Source organism: Aurantiacibacter odishensis, from assembly GCF_003605195.1.
Classification (GTDB): Bacteria; Pseudomonadota; Alphaproteobacteria; order Sphingomonadales; family Sphingomonadaceae; genus Alteraurantiacibacter; species Alteraurantiacibacter odishensis.
Window position 1 is genome coordinate 97,898 of record NZ_QYOS01000019.1, and the last position, 18,859, is coordinate 116,756.

The 18,859-nt window shown below is 65.2% G+C and carries 22 protein-coding genes; 17 read left to right on the forward strand and 5 right to left on the reverse strand.

Going from position 1 to position 18,859, the window contains the following annotated elements; translation table 11 throughout:
* The first annotated feature begins 122 nt into the window (after positions 1 to 122).
* From D4Q51_RS02510 to D4Q51_RS02580, 15 genes are all read left to right on the forward strand, one after another.
* The gene (locus tag D4Q51_RS02510) at positions 123 to 941 is read left to right on the forward strand and encodes a hypothetical protein (RefSeq protein WP_120076175.1); all 819 of its coding nucleotides are present in this window, start codon (positions 123 to 125) and stop codon (positions 939 to 941) included.
* Positions 942 to 1,005: 64 nt separating this feature from the next.
* Positions 1,006 to 1,401 (forward strand): hypothetical protein, encoded by a 396-nt coding sequence (locus D4Q51_RS02515; RefSeq protein ID WP_240624528.1) that lies wholly within the window; start codon positions 1,006 to 1,008, stop codon positions 1,399 to 1,401.
* Positions 1,402 to 1,459: 58 nt separating this feature from the next.
* Positions 1,460 to 1,999 (forward strand): MmcB family DNA repair protein, encoded by a 540-nt coding sequence (locus tag D4Q51_RS02520; protein WP_120076176.1) that lies wholly within the window; start codon positions 1,460 to 1,462, stop codon positions 1,997 to 1,999.
* A 71-nt stretch (positions 2,000 to 2,070) separates the two neighbouring features.
* On the forward strand, positions 2,071 to 2,796 hold the full coding sequence (locus D4Q51_RS02525; RefSeq protein ID WP_120076177.1) for a sterol desaturase family protein: 726 nt from the start codon (positions 2,071 to 2,073) through the stop codon (positions 2,794 to 2,796).
* A complete protein-coding gene (locus D4Q51_RS02530; RefSeq protein WP_120076178.1) occupies positions 2,793 to 3,221 on the forward strand; it encodes a DUF2141 domain-containing protein in 429 nt (142 codons plus the stop codon). Before D4Q51_RS02525 ends, D4Q51_RS02530 begins: the two co-directional genes overlap by 4 nt.
* Before the next feature lie 138 nt (positions 3,222 to 3,359).
* Positions 3,360 to 4,727 carry a PAS domain-containing protein gene (locus D4Q51_RS02535; RefSeq protein WP_120076179.1) on the forward strand — a complete coding sequence of 456 codons (1,368 nt, stop codon included), beginning with the start codon at positions 3,360 to 3,362 and terminating at the stop codon, positions 4,725 to 4,727.
* A 57-nt stretch (positions 4,728 to 4,784) separates the two neighbouring features.
* Positions 4,785 to 5,927 (forward strand): phosphatase domain-containing protein, encoded by a 1,143-nt coding sequence (locus D4Q51_RS02540; protein ID WP_120076180.1) that lies wholly within the window; start codon positions 4,785 to 4,787, stop codon positions 5,925 to 5,927.
* A 46-nt stretch (positions 5,928 to 5,973) separates the two neighbouring features.
* Entirely contained in the window at positions 5,974 to 7,437 is a 1,464-nt protein-coding gene (locus D4Q51_RS02545; protein WP_120076181.1) for a M48 family metalloprotease, read from the forward strand.
* Between the two features lie 11 nt (positions 7,438 to 7,448).
* On the forward strand, positions 7,449 to 8,141 hold the full coding sequence (locus tag D4Q51_RS02550) for a DsbA family protein (RefSeq protein WP_120076182.1): 693 nt from the start codon (positions 7,449 to 7,451) through the stop codon (positions 8,139 to 8,141).
* 79 nt (positions 8,142 to 8,220) lie between these two features.
* Positions 8,221 to 9,456 (forward strand): sensor histidine kinase, encoded by a 1,236-nt coding sequence (locus D4Q51_RS02555; RefSeq protein WP_120076183.1) that lies wholly within the window; start codon positions 8,221 to 8,223, stop codon positions 9,454 to 9,456.
* Positions 9,453 to 10,247 (forward strand): LytR/AlgR family response regulator transcription factor, encoded by a 795-nt coding sequence (locus D4Q51_RS02560; protein WP_120076184.1) that lies wholly within the window; start codon positions 9,453 to 9,455, stop codon positions 10,245 to 10,247. Before D4Q51_RS02555 ends, D4Q51_RS02560 begins: the two co-directional genes overlap by 4 nt.
* A gap of 110 nt (positions 10,248 to 10,357) precedes the next feature.
* Entirely contained in the window at positions 10,358 to 11,230 is an 873-nt protein-coding gene (nadC, locus tag D4Q51_RS02565; RefSeq protein WP_120076185.1) for a carboxylating nicotinate-nucleotide diphosphorylase, read from the forward strand.
* Positions 11,227 to 11,664: a hypothetical protein gene (locus D4Q51_RS15600; RefSeq protein WP_162925106.1), complete on the forward strand. Its 438-nt coding sequence runs from the start codon at positions 11,227 to 11,229 to the stop codon at positions 11,662 to 11,664. Before nadC ends, D4Q51_RS15600 begins: the two co-directional genes overlap by 4 nt.
* On the forward strand, positions 11,657 to 12,361 hold the full coding sequence (locus D4Q51_RS02575) for a ribonuclease T2 family protein (RefSeq protein WP_240624529.1): 705 nt from the start codon (positions 11,657 to 11,659) through the stop codon (positions 12,359 to 12,361). The genes D4Q51_RS15600 and D4Q51_RS02575 overlap by 8 nt, the downstream gene beginning before the upstream one ends.
* Before the next feature lie 62 nt (positions 12,362 to 12,423).
* Complete coding sequence (locus D4Q51_RS02580; RefSeq protein WP_120076188.1) at positions 12,424 to 12,951, forward strand: hypothetical protein; 528 nt, start codon at positions 12,424 to 12,426, stop codon at positions 12,949 to 12,951.
* 37 nt (positions 12,952 to 12,988) lie between these two features.
* Here the strand turns inward: D4Q51_RS02580 and D4Q51_RS02585 are convergent, their stop codons facing one another.
* Positions 12,989 to 13,444, reverse strand: a complete 456-nt coding sequence (locus D4Q51_RS02585; protein WP_120076189.1) for a nucleoside deaminase — start codon at positions 13,442 to 13,444, stop codon at positions 12,989 to 12,991.
* Positions 13,445 to 13,554: 110 nt separating this feature from the next.
* Between D4Q51_RS02585 and rpmB the strand changes: the two genes are divergently transcribed.
* Positions 13,555 to 13,851: a 50S ribosomal protein L28 gene (gene rpmB / locus D4Q51_RS02590; protein ID WP_120076190.1), complete on the forward strand. Its 297-nt coding sequence runs from the start codon at positions 13,555 to 13,557 to the stop codon at positions 13,849 to 13,851.
* Positions 13,852 to 13,906: 55 nt separating this feature from the next.
* Here the strand turns inward: rpmB and D4Q51_RS02595 are convergent, their stop codons facing one another.
* From D4Q51_RS02595 to xseA, 4 genes are read right to left on the reverse strand one after another with little or no spacing between them, the layout of a single operon-like run.
* On the reverse strand, positions 13,907 to 14,890 hold the full coding sequence (locus D4Q51_RS02595) for an esterase-like activity of phytase family protein (protein WP_120076191.1): 984 nt from the start codon (positions 14,888 to 14,890) through the stop codon (positions 13,907 to 13,909).
* A 19-nt stretch (positions 14,891 to 14,909) separates the two neighbouring features.
* Complete coding sequence (locus D4Q51_RS02600) at positions 14,910 to 15,830, reverse strand: M23 family metallopeptidase (protein ID WP_120076192.1); 921 nt, start codon at positions 15,828 to 15,830, stop codon at positions 14,910 to 14,912.
* Entirely contained in the window at positions 15,827 to 16,030 is a 204-nt protein-coding gene (locus D4Q51_RS02605; protein ID WP_120076193.1) for a DUF2093 domain-containing protein, read from the reverse strand. The genes D4Q51_RS02600 and D4Q51_RS02605 overlap by 4 nt, the downstream gene beginning before the upstream one ends.
* Before the next feature lie 37 nt (positions 16,031 to 16,067).
* A complete protein-coding gene (xseA, locus tag D4Q51_RS02610; protein WP_120076194.1) occupies positions 16,068 to 17,519 on the reverse strand; it encodes an exodeoxyribonuclease VII large subunit in 1,452 nt (483 codons plus the stop codon).
* Between xseA and purD the strand changes: the two genes are divergently transcribed.
* A complete protein-coding gene (gene purD, locus D4Q51_RS02615) occupies positions 17,518 to 18,801 on the forward strand; it encodes a phosphoribosylamine--glycine ligase (protein ID WP_120076195.1) in 1,284 nt (427 codons plus the stop codon). The genes xseA and purD overlap by 2 nt on opposite strands.
* Positions 18,802 to 18,859: the final 58 nt, after the last annotated feature.

Genomic DNA, 18,859 nt, shown 5'->3' on the forward strand with positions numbered 1-18,859 from the left:
GCCTCTAGTCTGGAAAGATCATGCCAGCAAGAACCGGACAAAATCAACCCGTCGCTTGACTCGTCCCTGTAAAGCACCGCAACCTCGTGCGAAACAGGATCAACATGGGTGAGGAAAACCGGATGAAACTCAACGCAGGATTCCTGCGCGCGGCAGCTGTAACCGCGCTGGCGACGCTGGCTGTTCCGGCCGTTGCTGAGGAAGGCGACTACACGCCCCCGCGCGCGGAGGGTTATGCCGAACTGGCAGATCTGCCCGACTGGACCGGCACCTGGCACCAGGACTGGGCGCGCCTGTTCGGCGTCACCGTGGCCCCCGTCGTGCTGACGCCCGAGGCGCAGGCTGTGCAGGACGAGTTCGAGGCGCGCTACGCCGAAACCGGGCCGCCGCTGGAAGCCGAAGCGCGGTGTCTGCCGCCGGGCGTGCCGCTGATCATGAGCGTGGGCGGTATGCCGATCGAAGTGCTCTATTCACCCGGCCGTGTGACAATCCTCACCGAAGCATACGGCCAGGCGCGGCGCATCTTCACCGACGGGCGCGCGCTGCCGGACGATCCCGAACCCTTCTTCAACGGCAATTCCGTGGGTCACTGGGAAGGCGACACGCTGGTGGTGGAAACCGTGGGCCTGCACGAGATGAACGGCATCGCGCGCGGCATCTACGTGCCGCATTCGGAACAGATGCGGGTGAGCGAGCGGATCTACATGCCGGCGGAAGGCGAGCTGGCGGTGGAGATTACCGTCACCGATCCGCCCGTGCTGGCAGAGCCGCACGTGATGCACCTGTTCTACAAGCGGCAGAACGAATTCCCGATCCGCGAATACGTGTGCGAGAACAACCGCCTCGTCACCGGGGAGGACGGCGCGAACATCGATCTGGGTCTGGATGACGAGGGCGATCCCTTCGGCCCGCCGTTTACGGAGAACTCTACGGAGGATTGAGCGCGGCTTTTTGCGTGCGGATCGCTAAGAGATTGGCAACCTACGCGGCGCTATCGCGCATGGCATGAATGCACCCTCGGTCAATTTCGGCAATTCCCATTCCCGCTCCACCCTCAATGCCAGCAGCACGTCGATGCGCTGGGCCGCTCTTGGCGAGGCGGGACAGGTGGTGGCCATGCTGGCCGGGCTGGAACCGGAGCGGCCGAGCAAGGAGATTCGCAACTTCCCGGCCCTCATCCGCGATGCAGAGAAATGGCGGCGCGACCTTGTCGACAACGGCTGCGCCGATCTCGCCGCGGTGATGGAGCCGGGAATTACCGCGCTGCTTTCGGTGAATGCGCGCGGGGCCAACTGCAAGCCTGCCGCTCTCGCCCTGTGGCGCGAATTCGTGATGGCGCGCTCCGCCCTGCTGGCGCTGCTTCCTCCCACTGGCGAGTACGGCCCGCGGCGCAGCGCGTGAGCGGAAAAGAGAATCGGCACGACTTGACCGTGTTCGCTTTTCGTTCCAGTTTCGGAATATGGCCGATTCGCTGATCCAACCCTCCGCACACGTCCTTGCAAGTGCCTCGCACGATGCGGGCGACGATCCCTTCACCCTGCGCTCGCGGGCCGTGTGCCGCGGCATTTCCCGCCTGTTCGCGCGCAACAACGTATGGGCCCTGCCCGAAATGCCGCTGCGCAATGGCAGGCGTGCAGACCTTATGGGCATCGATGCCAAGGGCAAGATCGTGATCGTCGAGGTGAAGACCGCACGCGGAGACCTGATGGGCGATGGCAAGTGGCCGGACTACCTCGATTTCTGCGACCGATTCTACTGGGGCTTGCCGCCGGAGCTTGACCGTGCCTGCCTCGACGGGCCGGATTTCCGCCCGGAATGCTGCGGCGTGATCGTGGCCGACGAATACGATGCCGAAATCGTGCGCCCTGCCCCCAGCCATCCTCTCGCCGCGGCGCGTCGCCGGGTGGAAGTGGAGCGATTGTCACGCACGGCGCTGCGCCGCCTGCAAGTGGCGGCGGACCCGCATTGCAACACCTGGGGCGCGGAACTGGCGGGTTGAGCCGCGACTTTCGCGAACCATGCAGCAGGTAATGGAATAATTACGCGGCTTGCGCCATAAGCCTTGCGCCAATGCTTCTCGCGATCATCCTTTCGGCCCTTGTCATGACGGCCATCGTCGCCGTGCGCTACCTGCTCACTAGCGGGGGCTTCGCACTTGCGACGCGCGCCGTGCGTCCGGGCCTGTACAACGGGCTGAACCCGCAGATCCGCAAGGAAATCGGCTGGTCGATGGTGTCGGCGGCGATCTACGGCATACCCGCAGGCGTGGTGGCCTGGGGCTGGCAGGAACTGGGCTGGACGCGCATCTATACCGATCTGGCGGCCTATCCGCTGTGGTACCTGCCGCTCTCGCTGTTCCTTTACCTGTTCGCGCACGACACTTGGTTCTACTGGACCCACCGCTGGATGCACGAACCAAAATGGTTCCGCATCGCCCATGCCGTGCACCACGCCAGCCGCCCGCCGACGGCATGGGCGGCGATGAGCTTCCACCCGATCGAGGCAATCACAGGCGCGGTGGTGATACCGTTCCTGGTGTTCTTCATACCCGTGCACGTCGGTGTGCTGGGCCTGGTGCTGGGGATCATGACAGTGATGGGGGTCACCAATCACATGGGCTGGGAAATGTTTCCGAAATGGCTTGTTCATTCCCGCGCAGGGAATTGGGTGATAACAGCCAGCCATCACCAGCGGCACCATGACGAGTACCGCTGCAACTATGGCCTCTATTTCAGGTTCTGGGATCGCTTGTGCAAAACGGATCGCGGGCTGGCAAAGCCCTCCTCGCCCTCTTGACCGCCGCCCTGCTGGGCGCGCCCGCCGCGCAGCTTTCGGCTGAGCCTTCGGGCACGCAGGTGGTGATCGAAGTCGCCAACCTGCGCAATGCCGATGGCGTGGTGCGCGCCTGCATGACTCGCGATTCGCAGCGTTTCCCGCGCTGCCAGAATGCGGCGCAGGGCTATCGCACGGTGGTGCCCGCCGGGCAGGCCGCCACCCTTCGCTTCACCAACGTGCAGCCAGGCACCTATGCCATCGCGCTGCTGCATGACGAGAACGACAACGGCAAGGCGGACAGGGTGCTGGGCATGATGCCGCGCGAGGGCTTCGGATTCTCGAACGATGCGCCCGTCAGCATGGGCCCGCCGTCGTTCGGCGATGCCGCCATCCAGGTGGGCGCGCGCGAAATGCACCAGACCATCCGCATGCGCTACATGCTGTAAAGGCTGGCAGATTTTCTCCGGGCAGACTCGTTTTTCCGCGTCCCGGCCCTGAAAAGCCCGGCACAACTTCACACAATTTTTACCAAAAATGGCCAAAGGTGTCTTTGTCACAAGGACACATGAAAAGGCGATTTTGGCATGGATACTTTGCGCGGCAACTTCGAAGCGCTCGACACGGCAGACCTGGGCCCCGGCCTCGATGCCATGGATTACGAGCACGACGACGCGGTGGATAACACCCCGCCGCCTGCCATCGGCACGGACGAGCGCCGGATGCAGGTGCGCGCCTACAATTTCTGGGCCAGCCTGCTCGACAATCGCAATTTCCCCGCCATCGACGATCTCGATCCCGAGGCCCTGCCCGACTTCGGCCCCAACTCGGTGCTGCTGGATTTCTCGCGCGGGCTGGAAAACCCTGAAGTCGCCTATCTCGGTGCCGGGCTGGCGCAGGAATGCGACAGCAACTCCGCCGAGATCAACCAGCTTTCCGACGTGCCTGCGCGCTCGCTGCTGAGCCGCATCACCGACCATTACATGCAGATCATCGCCAACCAGGCGCCGATCGGGTTCGAGGCCGAATTCGTCAACCAGCGCGGGGCGACGATCCTCTATCGCGGCATCCTGCTGCCGTTTTCCAGCGACGATGAGACGATCGATTTCATCTACGGCGTCATCAACTGGAAAGAGATGGCGAGCAACGAGATATCGGACGAACTGGTGCTGGAAATGGGCCAGGCGCTGGACCACGAGGACGACGACGATCCCTGGGAAACCGGGGCACGTCGCCCGGCGGCGGACGAAATGGTCGACTGGGCCGATGGCCCGGCAAGCCTGGACCTTGCCGCAGGCGACATCGCCGAACCTGAAGTCGCCCCTTCCGTCATGCTCGACCCCGCGCAAATGGAGCTGGCCGACTGGCTGGCCGCCGCGCGCGAAATGGCGCACACCGCGCAGAGCAGCGAGGAGCGTACCCGCACCTCGCTCTACGAAGCGGTCAGCCGCGCCTACGATTTCGCCATCGCCGCTCTCGATGCACCGGCCGACTTTACAGAGCTGCTGCGCGATTCGGGCCTGACCATGCAGGAGCGTGCGCCGATGACCCCAGTGGTGAAGCTGGTCTTCGGCGTCGATTACGACAAGACGCGCCTCACCGAATATGCCGCCGTGCTGAGTTGGGCTAAGCGCACAGGCGTGGAGCGCGGCGCGCTGGCCGAACACCTGAAGACTGCCGAGGGCGGCCTCAAGGGCATCATCGCGGCAGAGCGCGCATACCGCCGCGAACAGGACGGCAAGCCCGTCGCCCCCAAGGCGAAGGGGCCTAAGAAGTCCGTCGTGCGCAAGCTGCGCGCCATGGAACCGCGCCGGTTCGAATCGCTGGCGGGCGAAGGCGAGGAATTCGGGCTGGTAATGATCCGCCGCACCGAAGATGGCGACGTGGTGATGCTGGGCGAAGTGCCCGCCAACGCCGCGCTTATCGAAAAGGCTGCGCGCGGCCTCTTCGACTGACGGGTTCTTCCTGCCGCGAGGCGGAACCGACAGGCCGACATCAAGGTTGGGAAAGGCATGCCTCTTTTCCCGACCCGGCCGCTCCGCATCCAGCCCTATTTCGGCCACCGCAGCCGCTCCCGCCTCGTCCTGTCCGCTCGCGCGCTGCGGGTGAAGGAAGCCAATTTCGACAGGCAGAGCACGCTTGGCGCGATCGGTACCATGCTCGGCCAGTTCATCAGCCACGAGGTGGCGGGCGTGGCCGTGACGCTGGTGGTCCACGGCAAGGACGGCCCCATCCTCTCGCACGAGATGCAAAGCGACGAGGAAGGATTCGTCCATTTCGACGTTCCGCTGGAGCCGGAGTGGGACCTGCCCGAACACCCGGCATGGGAAGTGGTGCACCTGCACTGGAACGCGCCAGACGGCGTGCAGGAGGTGGAGGCGCATGTGCTGGCGCCCGGCTGCGACGGCAGGCTGGCCGTCATCTCCGACATCGACGATACCATCATAGAGACCGGCATTACCGGCGGCATCGGCTCCGTCGCGCGCAACTGGGACCGCGTGTTCGCGCAGATGCCCGGCCAGCGCACCGTGGTGCCCGGCGCGGCCACCTTCTACAGCGAACTGGGCGGCGCTGGCGATAGCGGCAAAGCGGACAAGCCCAGCGAAACCCTCGTCGCCACGCGGCGGCCGTTCTTCTACGTGTCGTCCAGCCCGTGGAACCTGTTCACCTACCTCGTCGCGTTCCAACAGATGCGCGGCCTGCCACTGGGGCCGATCAAGCTGCGCGACTGGGGCCTCAACCGGCAGACGTTCGGCAAGTCCAGCCACGGCAGCCACAAGGTCGAGGCGATCGCCGGTATCCTGAAGATGTATCCCGACATGCATTTCGCGCTGATCGGCGACGATACCCAGGGCGACCTGCCCGCTTTCGCCAATGCGGCAGAGGCGTTCCCCGGTCAGATCGCCGCCGTCTTCATGCGCACTGTATCGAGCGAGGGGCTCTCCACGAAGGAGCAGGACGCCATCGACGCGATCCGCGCGGCGCAGATCCCGCTGTGGATGGGCGAGGATTACGAGACCGGGCTGGAGTTCCTATCCGCCAACGGCTTCACCCCCAGCGGCGAGACACAGCAGATCGTCAAGACGGTCGACCGTGTGCCCGAAGCGGACGAAGGCACGGCAGCCGCGAATGCCGAAGGGCAGACGAGCGCCTAAATCTTCAGTTCCGGTTCATGGCGCAAGCCGCTAGGCTGCGGCCCTCATGGCCACGATAAAAACCCTCGCCACCCGCCTGCTTGCCCTGCTGGCCGCGATCGCCGTCACCGTGCAGCCCGCTGCTGCGCAAAGCCTCTCCATCCTGCGCGATGCCGAGACGGAGCAGCTCTTGCAGGACATGGTCGATCCGCTGGCCGAGGCCGCCGGGCTGGGCGAAGGCGCGGTGGAAGTGGTGCTGATCAACGACAATTCGATCAATGCCTTCGTCGCCGGCGGGCAGCGCATCTTCGTGCATTCCGGCCTCATCAACGCCGCCGACAGCGCCAACGAGGTGCAGGGCGTGCTGGCGCACGAGTTGGGCCACATCACCGGCGGCCATATCAACCGTTTCTCCGAAGGCGCGGGTAATGCAACGCGCATCACCCTGCTTTCAGCGCTGCTGGCCGTCGGTGCGGCACTGGCTGGCGGCGGCGAAGCGGCGATGGGCGTGCTGGGCGCGGGGCAACAGGCCGCGATGGGTAGTTTCCTCGCCTTCAGCCGCGTGCAGGAAGCCAGCGCCGATGCTGCGAGCGTGGAATACATCGAATGCGCCGGAATCGACGGCGCGGGGCTGATCACGTTCTTCGGCAAGTTGCAGAACATGGAATACCGCCGCCACATCCCGCAGGACGAGAGCGCAGGCTATTCGCGCACCCACCCGCTGACGGGCGACCGCATCGCCCGGCTGACGGATGCCATTAACAACGGGTCGGGCGGACCTGAGGCCGATCTCTACGCCGAAGTGCAGGAAGCGCCGTCCGTACAGGGAGGGCAGACGATTGCGCGGGATCCCGGCATCTGCGCCACCGCTCCCGTCGACACGACCGTGTTGGAAGAGCGGTTCCAGCGGGTGAAGGCCAAGCTTTACGGCTATCTCGCCCCACCAGAGCGCACGCTGAACAACTACCCTGCCTACATGACCGGCGCACCTGCCCGTTATGCCCGCGCCTATGCCTACCACCAGCAGGCCAAGGTGGACGAGGCGCTGGCGGAAGTGGACGCGCTGATCGCGATGGACCCGCAAGACCCCTATTTCCTCGAATTGAAGGGGCAGATCCTGCTCGAATCGGGCCGGGTGGAGGATGCCCTTCCCCCGCTGCGCGAGGCAACGCGTCTTACCGGGTCCAACCCGCTGATTGCCGGGAGTCTGGGCCATGCGCTGATCGCCACGGAAAACCCTGCCAATCTCGACGAGGCGGAAAGCGTGCTGCGCGCTGCCGTGGGGCGCGACCACGAGAACCCCTTCGCCTGGTATCAGCTTGGCGTGGTCTACGGCCAGCGCGGGGATACGCCGCGCGCCCGTCTCGCCAGTGCGGAACAGCAGGTGATGCAGGGCAATTTCCAGGGTGCGCTGGTGAATGCGCAAGCGGCGGAAAGCAACCTGCCCGTCGGCTCGCCTGACTGGATTCGCGCGCAGGACGTGGCGCTGCAGGCGCGCGGACTGCTTGAACGCCAGCGGGATCGACAGTAACCCCTTCCGCCATGCGCTGGATCATCACCATTGTCATCGCCCTAGTCGCCGGTTTTGCGGGGGCCGCCGCCTGGGACTACGCCGGGCTCGGTCCGGACAGGACGCGCGAAGCCATCATGGCCAATCCCGAAATGCTTCCCGAAGCGATCGAGGAACTGCAGCGGCGGGAGGCGGTGGCGAGGCTGGAGCCGGTGCGCGACGAGATCGAGGAGCCGTTCCCCGGCGCCGTGCTGGGTAACCCCGATGGTGAAATCACTCTTGTCGAATTCTCCGATTACGCCTGCGGCTACTGCCGCATCAGCGTCGACCATGTGAACCAGCTTATTGCTGCCAACCCCGACCTGCGCGTGGTCATCCGCGAATATCCCATCCTCTCGGCAGGCAGCGCCGATGCCGCGCGCATGGCGCTGGCCGCCGCGCAGCAGGGCAGGTTCGAGCAATTCCACAACGCCATGTTCGAATTCGAGGGACTGACGTCTGAGAACATCGAGGCTGCGGCGCAGCAGGCCGGGGTCGACATGGAGCGCGCGCGCACCGCCATCGAGGCGGGCGTTTTCGAAGGGCAGTTGCAGAACAACGTCTTCCTCGCGCGTAACATGGGCCTTACCGGCACGCCGGCCTGGGTGGTGGGGGACCAGGTGCTTTCCGGCGCGGTCGGCGTGGAAACCCTGAGCGCGGCTATCGACGAGGCGCGCGATTCCTGAGGCAGGCCGCCTTGCACGGGAGACCAATTCCGCACGGCAGCCGATGGCAAGCGGCGCAAGCGATACCAGATTAGCCGGCATGAACATGCTGCCGATCAGCCCCCGGCCCTTCTTCGCCGACAAGAACAAGGCGTTCTGGCGGTTGCAGTTGCTGGGCTGGGGCGGCGCTTTCGTGTTCCGCTCCGCCACCACCATCGCCAACGAACGGCCGCTCGACTTCCTCATCACCGTGTTGATCACCGCCATTGCGGGCTTTTCCATCAGCACCGTGCTGAGCGTCATCTATTCCAACCTCATCAACCGACGTCCGCTGATCACCTGGACGTCCACCGCCGTCGTGCTGCTGATGGCCGTAGGGGTTTCCGCCTTCATCAACGCCTGGACGCTCGACGTGTACCAGGGCGGCGCGGAATCCAGCTTCCTCCAGCTGATGCTGGGCGTTGCCTACATCGACATGACGCTGCTGGGCGCATGGTCGGCGCTGTATTACGCGATCAATTTCTTCCTGCAGGTGGAGCAGCAGGCCGAAAGCCTCGAACGGCTGGAAACGCAGGCCACCAGCGCGCAGCTTGCCATGCTGCGCTACCAGCTCAACCCGCACTTCCTGTTCAACACGCTGAACTCCATCTCCACCCTCGTGCTGCTGGGCGAGACGAAGCCTGCCAACGCCATGCTCACCCGCCTGTCCAGCTTCCTGCGCCATACGCTGGTGAACACGCCGGGCGGCAAGGTAACGGTGGCGCAGGAGGTGGAGACGCTGAAGCTCTACCTCGATATCGAACGCATGCGTTTCGAGGAGCGTCTGCGCACCGATTTCGAGATCGGCGAGCGCGCCGCGCGAGGGTACATCCCCTCGTTCCTGCTCCAGCCGCTGATCGAGAACGCCATCAAGTACGGCGTTTCCGCACAGGAAGAAGGCGCGCGCATCAGCCTCTCCGCCCACGTGATCGGCAACATGCTGCGCATGATCGTGTCCGACACCGGCCCCGGCTTGCAGGGCGCACAGCGCAACGCCGAATCGCTGGTGCACACGCCATCGTCCACCGGTGTGGGTCTCGCCAATATTCGCGACAGGCTGGCCCAGGCTTACGGCGAGAACAGTCGCTTCGAGATTGAAACCCCGCCCGATGGCGGCTTTACAGTGATTATCGAACTGCCCTTCGAACCGGCGGAGGCAGAGCAGGAACAGCAAGGCCGGGGGAAACCTCCCCGCGCCTCGCGTGTTTCACACTCACCGGCTGCAACAGGGAACGCACAACCTAACGAAAGCGACGGCGAAACCGTCCCAGCCCCCCGAACCGGAGCCAATGCATGAGCATCCGCACAATCATCGTCGATGACGAAAAACTGGCCATCCAGGGCCTGCAACTGCGCCTGGAACCCTTCACCGATATCGAAGTGATCGAAACCTGCGCCAACGGGCGCGAAGCGATCCGCGCGATCAAGACGCAGAAACCCGACCTCGTCTTCCTCGACATCCAGATGCCGGGGTTCGACGGGTTTTCCGTGGTGAAAGGCGTGATGGACGTCGATCCGCCGCTGTTCGTCTTCGTCACCGCCTACCAGGAACACGCTATCCGTGCGTTCGAGGCGAATGCCGTGAACTACCTGATGAAGCCGGTGGACGAGGACAAGCTGGCCGACACGGTGGAACGCGTGCGCCAGCGCCTTGCAGAAATGCGCAGCGCGGAAGAGGCGGAAAAGCTGAAGGACGTGCTGGCCGAAGTCAGCCCCGACAGCCTCGAGGCGATTTCCGAGGGCGAGGATCCCACGGGCCGCTACGAGAAGATGATCAACGTGAAGGATCGCGGCCAGATCTTCCGCGTCGATGTCGACACCATCGAGCATATCGAAGCTGCCGGCGACTACATGTGCATCTACACCGGCGACAACTCGCTGATCCTGCGCGAGACGATGAAGGACCTGGAACGACGGCTGGACCCGAAGAACTTCCAGCGCGTCCACCGCTCCACCATCGTGAACCTCGACCAGGTGCGACAGGTGAAACCGCACACCAACGGCGAATGCTTCCTCGTGCTGGATTCGGGCGCGGAGGTCAAAGTAAGCCGGTCGTACAGGGACGTGGTGGCCCGCTTTGTCCATTAATCCCTGACCCCGCTCGCCCTGAGCTTGTCGAAGGGCTGCCTTTTCTTCTAGCGCAGCGCCGGAAGGGAAAAACAATCCTTCGACAAGCTCAGGATGGGCGAGGAGTTGGCATGGAATTCAAACTGGAAGGCTTCGACCTTCACGCATTCGTCCGCGAAACGCTCGCCGAAGACCTTGGCGAAGGGCTGCCCGGCGGCGGCGTGGATGTCACCGCCACCAGCGTGATCCCGGCTGATGCACGCTTCCAGGGCGTGATGGACAGCCGCGATGCCATCACCGTCGCGGGCCTGCCCATTGCCGTCGCCTTCTTCCGCCATCTCGATCCTGACATGGCTGTAGACCTGCTTGTGGAGGAAGGCGCGCAGGTCCAACCCGGCACGGACCTGATGCGCCTGTCCGGCAACGCCCGCGCCATGCTGACAGCGGAGCGAAGCGCGCTGAACACGGTGCAGCACCTCTCCGGCATCGCCACGCTGGTGCGCCAGTATGTCGATGCGATGAGAGATGGGGGAGGCAACGCCGATTGCACCCTGCTCGATACCCGCAAGACCATTCCGGGTCTCAGGCACATCGAGAAATACGCCGTACGCATGGGCGGCGGCAGCAACCACCGCATGGGCCTGTGGGACGCGGCGATGATCAAGGACAACCACATTCTCGTTGCCGGGAACGTGGGCGAAGCGGTGCGCCGCGCACGCGATGCGGGCGTCACGAACATCATCTGCGAGGTCGACCGGCTCGACCAGATCGAGCCCGCGCTCGCCGCAGGGGCGGACCATATCCTGCTCGACAACATGAACCCGGAAACCTTGCGGGAAGCGGTGGCCATGATTGCCGGTCGCGCGAAGACCGAGGCGAGCGGCGGCATCGATCTCGACACGATCAGGGCGAAGGCCGCGACGGGCGTGGACTACGTCTCCGTAGGCCGCCTGACGCAAAGCGCGCCCGCCGCCGATATCGGGCTGGATTTCACTGTAGAATGAGAACGGTGAGCGGGCCGCGCCCGTTTCCGATCCGGCTGTTTGCCGCGCTATTCCTGTTCGCGGCGCTGATCCGCCTCATCGCTGGATTGATCGACACAACGCCGATGATCGCGGACCTGTTTCGCTGGCTGCCCCTTACGGTCATCACGCAGGACCTCGCCATCGTGGCGCTGAGTGCGGAATTCACCATCGCCTGCATTCCGGTGGCCCTGGTGTGGTTTCGCGCGATGCGCATCGCTCGCGTGCTGGTGGGCGTGATGGCAGGCGTGCGGCTCGTCTCCTTCGAGACTGCGCCTTGGCTGATCGGGCTGCCGGTGCACGAAATCGCGCTGGCCTGCTCCGTCATCGCCGCGCTGCTGCTTTTTACGCCGCCAGCGACACGCTGGTTTGCGCACAGGGGGAGGCGCAGAAGCAATGCCGAGATTTTTGAATAAGGCCGCATTCCTCGCAGCCGCGCTCGCGCTGCCCACGTCGGCTTATGCGCAGGCCTACCAGTGCCGCGTGCCGAACGGCCCCGTCTCCCTTCCCCCTGTCGAACGCGACGGCCCGGTGCGCGAATCGCGCGTCACCGGCTACACCCTCGCGCTCAGCTGGAGCCCTGAATTCTGCCGCTTCCGCGACGAGCAGGCTCGCCATGCGCGCCAGTGCGGCGGGCGGGCCGGGCGTTTCGCCTTCGTGGTCCACGGCCTCTGGCCCGAAAGCGGACCCGGACGCTGGCCGCAGTGGTGCCCCGCCCTTCGCCAACCGAGCGCTGCCGAAGTGCGCGCCAGCATGTGCATGACGCCGGACCTGTCGCTGCTCGCTCGCCAGTGGCGCAAGCACGGCGCCTGCATGACGCGCGACCCGGACACCTACCTGCGCGTAACCCGCATCCTGTGGAACTCCCTGCGCTGGCCCGACTTCGACCGCCTCTCCCGCCGCGACAACCTGACCGCAGGCATGATCCGCGAGACCTTTGCCGAGGCGAACCCCTACTGGGACGCGGAAGACGTCGGGCTGGTGGTCAATGAACGCGGCTGGCTGCGCGAAATGCGCCTCTGCTACGATGCGGACTTCATGCCGACGCCGTGCGACCGGCAGCGGTTCGGACCGGGAGATGACGCGCGGGTGCGAATATGGCGGGGGCTTTAATGTCCGAAATGGGGTGGGAAGCTGAAATTGCAGAATGATGATCCTCGTGGCACTGACAGCAAATGTATAGGCCCATTGAGATAGGCAGTGGCTTGATTTCTGCCACTATGGTCGCGACAGCTTCAACAGCTGGGATCGTATCAGTTGTGTCCAGTATCGACGATTTGTTCTGGCTGATCGAAAACAATCAAAGTATTTCGATGTGGCCAATCAGGGTCGTTTTTTCGGCCATAGGCACGGCGGGTGCTGGTGTCGTCTTCGGATTCATTGGCGCTGTCTTATTTCTCGCTGTCGGCCTCCTTCCTCTGCTCAAGAGAGGCTCGAAAGTCCTGATGATTGTTGCGGGCGGCCTTGCTGGTCTCGCCCATTCAATCGTTGGCTGGGCGTTGCGTATCGCAGACAATTACGTCGGACCTCTAAGCCAGCTTGAGGGTTTGTTATTATCGGTGGGGGCGTGGGGGGGCTTCCTTTTGACAGACGGTCGACAAACCGTGGCCATTGCAACCGTGCCCGCCTCTATCGTTGGCGGTTGTGCAGCCGGTTGGATTTTTTATCACATTGTGATTGGTCGGCCACCAGCAACACAATAGCGTCCGCAATCGGGTCGTTAGCGGACATTCCCGCCCCTCACCGCCGCTCAGCAAAGAAGGTCCGCAGCAATTCCGCCGCCTCGCCCTCACCCAGCCCGCTGTAAACCTCCGGCTTGTGCAGGCATTGCACCTGCTGGAACACCCGGCTCCCGTGTTCGACCGCGCCGCCCTTGGGGTCGCTTGCGCCGTAATAGAGCCTCCCAACCCGCGCATGGCTGATCGCGCCGGCGCACATCGGGCAAGGTTCCAGCGTCACGTACAAATCGCAGCCGGTCAGGCGTTCATCGCCAAGCTTCTCCGCCGCCGCGCGAATCGCCACCATCTCCGCGTGGGCGGTGGGATCGCGATGGGTGCGGGTGAGATTGTGGCCCTCGCCCACCACCACGCCGTCCTTGACCACCACCGCGCCAACGGGCACTTCGCCTGCGGCAGCCGCCTCGTGCGCCAGTTGCAGGGCGCGTCGCATCGGTTCGGGAGTGGACCATTTCGCCATGCGGCAGGGCTACCGCGAAGCTTGACGAATCTCCACCCCCCCTGTATGCGCGCGCCTTTCCCAGCCCAAAAAGCTGTTTCGAACAACCGTTGTAAACGAGAGAATTCGCCATGTCGCGCATCTGCGAACTTACCGGCAAGGGCCGCCAGGTCGGCCACAATGTCAGCCACGCCAACAACAAGACCAAGAAGGTCTTCCTGCCGAACCTGCAGAACGTCACGCTGATCAGCGAGAAGCTGGATCGCAGCTTCAAGTTCCGCGTGTCGACCCACGGCCTGCGCTCGGTGGAGCACAACGGCGGTCTCGACAACTGGCTGCTGAAGACCCGCGACGACAAGCTTTCGGGCAACGCCCTGAAGGTAAAGCGCGAGCTGAAGAAGGCGATGGCTTCCAGCGAAGCCGCCTGACGTCGGGCTAGCTCGGCGCGTTCCAGCACTGGAGATTGCAAAAGGCGCGTGAGGTTTACGGTTCCTCACGCGCTTTTTCGTGCGCGAAATCCGGGTCCCAGTCGAGCCGAGCGAGCAGGGTGCGCTGGAACGAGGCGATGTTGTCGTCCGATGCCAGCCACAGCCGCACCGTGCCGTCCGCGTCCACTCCGTCCACCGCCAGCGCCTCGTAGTTCTCGCGCGGCAGGATGTCTTCCAGCCTGATGAGGAGTTCGAGGTCCAGCGTCTCGCCTTCTTCAAGCCCCGTCGGGTCGGCGATCGCAATGGCGGTGGCGAACGGCGGGACGGCCCAGGCCACCTGCCGCAGCAGCACCAGCACCCGGCCATCGGGAAGGGCGGCCATGTCGGTCGGGCTGTATCCTTCGGGAACGGCGAACCGGAAAGCCAGCGGCTTGAGGTCATCGGTCGGATCGGAGGGATGGAGAAGCCCGACGGAATCGCTTTCGGGCAGCACGAGAAAGCGCCCGTCGGGCAGGCGCGCCATGGCCTCTGCGCCGCTATTGTCCGGCCAGTGTTGCCACTCGGGCGGCTGTCGCGAGGCGAGGTATCCGCTGGCGACCGAGAAGCGCACTACGGCATTGGTATTCTCGAAAGCCAGCCAGTAATCGCCCGTCGCGGGGTCGCGCGCAGCCGCCTCGATATCGGGCAGGGTCGCGCTGAGGGGGCCGCGATCCCAGACGGTCGCCACGCGTGGCTCACGCGTGCGCGGACCATCGGGCGATGCGAGTGTCAGCATTTTGCCCCTGTCCGAAAAAAGCCGAAGGGTGTCTTCGCCAAGCACCAGCATCGCGGAATAGCCGCCGAAATCGATGCGGGAGTTCGACAGTTCCCAAACGCCTTTTCGAGTGAAACCGCCAATGCTGGCCAGGGCCGGCAGGTCCTCCACCGCGCTTACCGAGAGATCGACCTCCGACCCGGTAGGGATCTGGGTTCGTACCAGGGTGCCCGGCGCCAGGGCCAGGGTGACGAGCAGCGCCGCAGCGAGCTTTCTTCGCTTCATGCCCCCCAGCCAGCCGCGATCAGGGCATGGGGCCGGTGAACAGGATGGGATCGAGGCGGGTGAGGTGCCATTTCAGGCTCCAGTGCAGGTGCGGCCCCGTCGCCCGGCCGGAAGAGCCGATACGGCCCAGCACCTGCCCCTGCTCCACCCGGTCTCCCTCTTCCACGGCAATGTCGGACAGGTGCAGGAACGCGCTGTTGAGACCCGCGCCGTGGTCGATGATGAGGAGGTTGCCTTCGAGGCTGAAGCCTTCGACGGCGAGCGTCACCACGCCGCTGGCAGGGGCGACGAACGGGTCGCCGCTTCCGCCTGTCGCGATGTCGATGCCCGAATGGTAGCTGCCCGGTTCGCCGCGATAGATGCGCTGCGAGCCGAAGCGGCCCGAAATGCGGCCCGTCAGTGGCCAGATGAAATCCTCTTTCCACCCGTCGACGGGCGAATCGGCGGTGCGCGCGTCCCAGATCGCGTCGAGTTCGGGCTGGCGGCGGCGCATGAAGCTTTCGCTCGCCCCGCCCGCACGGCGCGCCACGTTCACGCGTTCGATATCCCAGTCGCGCGGGGATACGGCCAGCTCCTCGGTGACGATGGAGCCATCGGCCATGGTGGCGACAAGCATTTCCGACGTTCCGGCATCGCGGTCGAACGCGGCGAAGAACCGGCCTTCGTCGTCCAGCTTCACCGGCGTCTCACCCAGCGTGGCGGATACCGCGCCACTGGGGGCCTGACCGCGAATCCAGCCGCCCTGCGTCAGTTCTCCGGCATAGGAGAAATCTCCCCGCAAGGCGGGATCGGCAGCAGGCGCAGCAGAAGCACTGGCACTGGCACTGGCGAGATTTTCCGCCTGCGTGGGCTCGTCACCGGCATGGGCGGGCTGCGATGCACAACCGGCGAGGGCCAGCGCGCAGGCAATGGCGGAAGGAAATAGCAGGGCCTTGATCACAGGTCCTCAAGCGCGCGGCGGGTGGAAAGTTCCGCGCTGGCATAGGCTTCCTGCCGCTCCACGCTCCAGTAGCGCAGTTCTTCCAGCGGGACGGGCACGCCGCTCATCGCGCAGACCACGAAGTGGCCGGGTTTCACGACGCGAAAGCCATTGGGGCCGTACATCAGGGTGGCGGCTTTATCGGATGATGACATCAACATGGTTGCCTATGTAGTGCGTGGAGCCTGTCGGCGCAATTTACAGCAGTTTCGGTTGCCCGCTTTCGGGTGCTTCCTTCGGGCGCTTGGGCGTCTTCTTCGGCGCGGAGCCGGGCACCACCTGCAGCGAGCCGTCGGCGAATTCCAGTGTCAGCAACGGCTGCGCGGCGGCCACCGCCTGCGATTTCACCACCGGGTGCCCCCCCGCGCTCACCAGCGCATAGCCGCGCTTCAGCGGAGCCTTGGGGTCGAGCTGAAGGCGCAGGCGCTCCAGCGCGGCAAGGCGTTCGCGACGTTCGGCTATCGGACGGGTGACGAGGGCAGGGGAGAGCCGCGCGGAGGCGAGCCGCTGGCGCGAATCGCGCAAGGCACCGCGCAGGATCGCGGGCGAGAGGCGTAGGTCGGCCAGCTTCTCGCGGCCCTTCGCGGCACGGTCCACCAGCCCGCGGCGCAGGCGTTCGCCCAGCTCGTCCAGCCGCTGCGCGTGGGGTTGCAGCAATTGCTCCAGCTTCGGCAGCCGGTCGGCTCGCGCGGCAAGGCGTTCGCGGCCAAGCTGCACCGGGCGCAGCGCGCACTTACGCTGGCGCAGGGCAAGGTCGTCTATCGTCGCTTCCAGTTCGCGCAGCACCGGCACGGCGATTTCCGCTGCTGCGGTGGGCGTGGGGGCGCGGCGGTCTGCGGCATAGTCGCACAGGGTCGTGTCGGTCTCGTGCCCCACTGCGCTGATCGTGGGGATCGGCGATTCGGCCACGGCGCGCACGACGATCTCCTCGTTGAAGCTCCACAGATCCTCGATCGAGCCGCCGCCGCGCGCTACGATCAGCAGGTCTGGCCTCGGAACAGGTCCATCAGGTTCAAGCGCGCCGAAGCCGCGAACCGCGTTGGCAACCTGCTTCGCCGCACCGTCGCCCTGCACAAGCACCGGCCACACGATGACGCGGGTGGGGAAGCGATCTTCCAGCCGGTGCAGGATGTCGCGGATCACAGCGCCCGTGGGCGACGTCACGACGCCGATAATGCGCGGCGCGAAGGGCAGGGCGCGCTTGCGGGCCGGGTCGAACAGCCCCTCTGCCTCCAGCCGCGCCTTGGTCTTTTCCAGCAGCGCCAGCAGCGCGCCTTCGCCCGCGATCTCCATGCGCTCGATCACGATCTGGTACTTGCTGCGCCCCGGATAGGTCGTCAGCTTGCCGGTCGCGACCACCTCGATCCCGTCTTCGGGCTGGAACGCCAGGCGCGGCACGGCGCTGCGCCACATCACGCCATCGAGCACAGCCTTCTCGTCCTTCAGCGCGAGGTAGAGGTGCCCCGAGGCCGCCCGCTTCACGCCCGACAGTTCGCCGCGCAGCCGCACGTAGCCGAACCGGTCCTCCACCGTGCGCTTCAGCGCCTGCGAAATCTCGGTGATCGTCAGCGGTGCGGAATTGTCGCCCGCCTCGCTGGTCGCTAGGAGCCTGTCGTCACCTGTATCGTCGTAGGGAGTGTTGGCGGCCATGAATATCCTTGTCCTGGGCGGAGGCGGCCGTGAACATGCCCTGTGCTGGAAGCTGGCGCAATCCGCAGCGATCACCGAAAATGAGGGCAAGCTGTTCGCCGCGCCCGGAAATCCCGGCATTGCCGAGTGCGCGCAGCTGGTGACGCTGGACGAGAAGGACCACGCCGCAGTCGCCGCCTTCTGCGCCGAGAACGCCATCGGCCTCGTCGTGATCGGGCCGGAGGCACCGCTGGTGGATGGCCTCGCCGATTCCCTGCGCGCCGCCGACATCGCCGTGTTCGGCCCGTCGAAAGCCGCCGCGCAGCTGGAAGGCAGCAAGAACTTCACCAAGGCGCTGTGCGACCGGGCGAACATCCCCACCGCGGGCTATGTTCACTGCACCTCGCTGGAGCAGGCGAAAGAGGCGCTTGCCACCTTCTCCCCGCCCTTCGTGCTGAAGGCCGATGGCCTCGCGGCGGGCAAGGGCGTGGTGATCGCGGAGAGCGAGGAACACGCGCACGAGGCGCTGGAAGACATGTTCGGCGGCGCTTTCGGGTCTGCGGGCGCAGAAGTGGTGATCGAGGAATTCATGGAAGGCGAGGAAGCCAGCTTCTTCGCCCTGACCGACGGCGAGACGGTGATCCCCTTCGGCACCGCGCAGGATCACAAGCGCGTGGGCGAGGGCGACAGCGGCCCCAACACCGGCGGCATGGGCGCCTACAGCCCCGCGCGCGTGCTGACGGAGGAACTGGTGGCCGAAACGCTGGAGCGGATCGTCTTCCCCACAGTGCGCCAGATGCGCAAGGACGGCACACCCTATGTCGGCGTGCTCTACGCCGGGCTGATGCTGACGGACGAGGGCGTGAAGCTGGTGGAATACAACTGCCGCTTCGGCGACCCGGAATGCCAGGTGCTGATGATGCGGCTGCAAAGCGACCTCGCCGAATACATGCTCGCCTGCGCCAGCGGATCGCTCGCCGCGCTGCCGGAACCGACCTTTGCCGAGGATACCGCGATGACCGTGGTGATGGCCGCGAAGGGCTATCCCGGCACGCCGGAGAAGGGCGGGGCGATCGTGCTGGACGATACCGAGGGGGAGGGCACCAAGGTCTTCCACGCGGGCACGAAGCTGGACGGCGAGACGCTGGTGGCGAACGGAGGCCGCGTGCTGAACGTCACCGCCACCGGTGCGGATACGCGCGCCGCGCAAGCCGCCGCCTATGCTGCGGTGGAAAAGGTGGACTTCCCCAGCGGCTTCTACCGGAAGGACATCGGCTGGCGCGAGATAGCGCGCGAGGGGTAGGAATGCGCTGCGCGCGAACGGTTTTGGTACAGCGCACCTGGTGTGAAACAGGGCGATT

What these genes read in the sequence shown, in the direction of transcription:
- D4Q51_RS02510 (WP_120076175.1), top strand. Translation starts at nt 123, where the DNA reads ATGAAACTCAACGCAGGATTCCTGCGCGCGGCAGCTGTAACCGCGCTG.
- D4Q51_RS02515 (WP_240624528.1), top strand. Translation starts at nt 1,006, where the DNA reads ATGAATGCACCCTCGGTCAATTTCGGCAATTCCCATTCCCGCTCCACC.
- D4Q51_RS02520 (WP_120076176.1), top strand. Translation starts at nt 1,460, where the DNA reads ATGGCCGATTCGCTGATCCAACCCTCCGCACACGTCCTTGCAAGTGCC.
- D4Q51_RS02525 (WP_120076177.1), top strand. Translation starts at nt 2,071, where the DNA reads ATGCTTCTCGCGATCATCCTTTCGGCCCTTGTCATGACGGCCATCGTC.
- D4Q51_RS02535 (WP_120076179.1), top strand. Translation starts at nt 3,360, where the DNA reads ATGGATACTTTGCGCGGCAACTTCGAAGCGCTCGACACGGCAGACCTG.
- D4Q51_RS02540 (WP_120076180.1), top strand. Translation starts at nt 4,785, where the DNA reads ATGCCTCTTTTCCCGACCCGGCCGCTCCGCATCCAGCCCTATTTCGGC.
- D4Q51_RS02545 (WP_120076181.1), top strand. Translation starts at nt 5,974, where the DNA reads ATGGCCACGATAAAAACCCTCGCCACCCGCCTGCTTGCCCTGCTGGCC.
- D4Q51_RS02550 (WP_120076182.1), top strand. Translation starts at nt 7,449, where the DNA reads ATGCGCTGGATCATCACCATTGTCATCGCCCTAGTCGCCGGTTTTGCG.
- D4Q51_RS02555 (WP_120076183.1), top strand. Translation starts at nt 8,221, where the DNA reads ATGAACATGCTGCCGATCAGCCCCCGGCCCTTCTTCGCCGACAAGAAC.
- D4Q51_RS02560 (WP_120076184.1), top strand. Translation starts at nt 9,453, where the DNA reads ATGAGCATCCGCACAATCATCGTCGATGACGAAAAACTGGCCATCCAG.
- nadC (WP_120076185.1), top strand. Translation starts at nt 10,358, where the DNA reads ATGGAATTCAAACTGGAAGGCTTCGACCTTCACGCATTCGTCCGCGAA.
- D4Q51_RS15600 (WP_162925106.1), top strand. Translation starts at nt 11,227, where the DNA reads ATGAGAACGGTGAGCGGGCCGCGCCCGTTTCCGATCCGGCTGTTTGCC.
- D4Q51_RS02580 (WP_120076188.1), top strand. Translation starts at nt 12,424, where the DNA reads ATGTATAGGCCCATTGAGATAGGCAGTGGCTTGATTTCTGCCACTATG.
- D4Q51_RS02585 (WP_120076189.1), bottom strand. Translation starts at nt 13,444, where the DNA reads ATGGCGAAATGGTCCACTCCCGAACCGATGCGACGCGCCCTGCAACTG.
- rpmB (WP_120076190.1), top strand. Translation starts at nt 13,555, where the DNA reads ATGTCGCGCATCTGCGAACTTACCGGCAAGGGCCGCCAGGTCGGCCAC.
- D4Q51_RS02595 (WP_120076191.1), bottom strand. Translation starts at nt 14,890, where the DNA reads ATGAAGCGAAGAAAGCTCGCTGCGGCGCTGCTCGTCACCCTGGCCCTG.
- D4Q51_RS02605 (WP_120076193.1), bottom strand. Translation starts at nt 16,030, where the DNA reads ATGTTGATGTCATCATCCGATAAAGCCGCCACCCTGATGTACGGCCCC.
- purD (WP_120076195.1), top strand. Translation starts at nt 17,518, where the DNA reads ATGAATATCCTTGTCCTGGGCGGAGGCGGCCGTGAACATGCCCTGTGC.
- xseA (WP_120076194.1), bottom strand. Translation starts at nt 17,519, where the DNA reads ATGGCCGCCAACACTCCCTACGACGATACAGGTGACGACAGGCTCCTA.